The organism is Psychrobacillus sp. (assembly GCF_056205495.1).
The window spans coordinates 1-2,232 of the sequence record NZ_JBAEAP010000228.1; the positions used below are offsets into that span (position 1 = coordinate 1).

At 33.9% G+C, this 2,232-nt stretch carries 3 protein-coding genes; 2 read left to right on the forward strand and 1 reads right to left on the reverse strand.

The window, feature by feature from the left end; genetic code table 11:
• Positions 1 to 923: alpha/beta fold hydrolase (locus tag AC06OU_RS06555; RefSeq protein ID WP_475854786.1), on the forward strand; the 923-nt coding region annotated here is incomplete at its 5' end.
• Positions 907 to 1,521, forward strand: a complete 615-nt coding sequence (locus tag AC06OU_RS06560) for an HAD family hydrolase (RefSeq protein ID WP_475854788.1) — start codon at positions 907 to 909, stop codon at positions 1,519 to 1,521. The genes AC06OU_RS06555 and AC06OU_RS06560, both read left to right, overlap by 17 nt.
• Before the next feature lie 102 nt (positions 1,522 to 1,623).
• Here the strand turns inward: AC06OU_RS06560 and AC06OU_RS06565 are convergent, their stop codons facing one another.
• Positions 1,624 to 1,818: a hypothetical protein gene (locus AC06OU_RS06565; RefSeq protein WP_475854791.1), complete on the reverse strand. Its 195-nt coding sequence runs from the start codon at positions 1,816 to 1,818 to the stop codon at positions 1,624 to 1,626.
• Positions 1,819 to 2,232: the final 414 nt, after the last annotated feature.

Below are 2,232 nucleotides of genomic sequence, written 5' to 3' on the forward strand. Positions count from 1 at the left end.
GTTTAAGTTTAAGCCATGAGAAAATTGAAGTCATCATTAAAGGAAAAACAGGTAGCCCAATACTAATCGTTTCTGGGATGGCATCCTCATTCGATGAGTGGTATGAGTTAACAGAAGCACTAAGTAAATCAAATCTTGTCATTATGTTTCATAGACCAGGTCTTGGAGAAAGTGAATTGTGTGGAAAAGAGCGCAGTACACAAAAGGTGGTTAATGAAATGTTGGAGATTATTAACAAACTTCATATAACTGAACCTGTTACCTTGGTTGGACATTCTTACGGGGGATTATGTGTTCAGCATTTTATGAAGCTGTATCCTGAAAAGATTCTAGGGGTAGTCTTAGTGGATTCTACTTCTGTAGATTTTGGAGTATTGGATGACTTAAATTTACCTGTCATGAATGAAGACACTACAGATGATGCTTGGCTTCAAAAGTGTTTATCTTATAGCACTATGAAGACAAATGAAATCAAGTCATTGATAGAACCAATTATTCTGACTAAAAAAGAACTTAGCTTTCCTCCAGAAATACAAAAAAGGTTATTGGAATTTCCATTAAACCCAACTCTTTATAAGGCGATGTATTTGGAAATTAGCAACTGGAAGCACGATGCTCAAGAAATTAAAAATATCGAGGTCTGTCCAGACCTACCTTTAATAGTAATTGGCAGAGATAAAGAACATTGTGTATCGATAGGGATACGGGAAGGATTACCGGAAACAGAGATAACTTTGTTAGAAGATAAGTGGGAGCAACTGATTAAGGAACAAATTTATTTAACTAAAAAGAGTAATTTGATTTTTGCTAAAGGTTCTGATCACTCCATCCATTTAGATCGACCAGATATTATAATAAATTCTGTTAAAAAGATAGAAGCGGAGATTAGAAGTAAAGGGGGAATATATGAGCAAACTAAGTAGAGATGCAAAAGTAATATTCCTTGATGCAGGCGGAGTCCTATTTGATACTTTTGTAAAAGGGGAGCAAAGAATTATTAATTTACTGTTGGAAAGGGGATATGCACGCTCTGAAGTTGTAGCTGCCATACATATTGCAAATGAAACTCAAAAGCAATTTATCACTACTTGGGAGGAAGAGAAACAATATTATGAGCGTTATTATGGAGCCATTGCTAAGTATTTGAGAAATAAAGAAGTGGCCAAAGAATTATTTCTTTTTACACATTACGCAGTAAACTGTGAATTGTTCGTAGAGGTTAAACAGGTATTAGAGAATTTAAGTAAAAAATATAGATTAGCTGTTATATCTAATGCAATGCCAAGTATGGACTTGGTTTTTGATCGTTTAGGAATACGTTCCTATTTTGAAGCTATTATTTTATCTTCCTCCGTTCAGTTAGAGAAACCAAATACAGCTATTTATGAACTTGCGTTAAAGAAGCTATCAGTTTGTAAAGAGGAAAGTGTATTTATTGACGATAAAAAAGAAAATATATACGGAGCCGAGCAAGCTGGTATAAAAAGTCTTTATCTTAATAGAAGCAAACAAGACTTATAAATGTTATTAAAGGAGTATCATATTTTGTTTTAACATGAGGCAAATTATGAAAAAAAATTGGGAGTAGTTTTTTAAAACACTCCCAATCTCTTAAAAAAATTATTAATTTTCTACAACTGTTTTTTCAGGAAATAGTTTTCCAAACAAAGAAACAGCAGAGAGGGTCAAACCAATTATAATGAACCCGGTGATTAAGTTCGTTGTGTTTAAACCATAATGAGCAAATGCTGATGATAAAATGTAACTGATCACAAAACTCAGAAGGACTACAAAAATAATACTTGTACTTTTACCCATTTTGATAAATTCACCTCGCTTTCTAATAAGGGATACGTTAGAAAGAGAAGGAATGTTTCAATTATTTGGATAATAATGCTTGCGAGCACCCTCTTAAGGACTCGGCAAGACTTGAAGTATTATGCGCAACACTTTCTGAATTAGTGCAACATTTAACTCATTTCTCGCAATACTTTCTGAATTAGTGCAACACTTAACTCATTTCCCGCAACACTTTGTAGTAAAAGTGCAACACTTTCCGTATATGCAACACTTCATGTAATTAGCGCAACACTTGAAGCAATAATCGCAACACTTTCTGAATTAGTGCAACACTTCATTCATTACCCGCAACACTTTGGAGTAAAAGTGCAACATTTTCCGTAAGTGCAACACTTCATGTAATTAGCGCAACACTTGAAGCAATAATCGCAA

Excerpts from the sequence above, each read along its gene's own strand:
- AC06OU_RS06560 (WP_475854788.1), top strand. The coding sequence starts at position 907 with ATGAGCAAACTAAGTAGAGATGCAAAAGTAATATTCCTTGATGCAGGC.
- AC06OU_RS06565 (WP_475854791.1), bottom strand. The coding sequence starts at position 1,818 with ATGGGTAAAAGTACAAGTATTATTTTTGTAGTCCTTCTGAGTTTTGTG.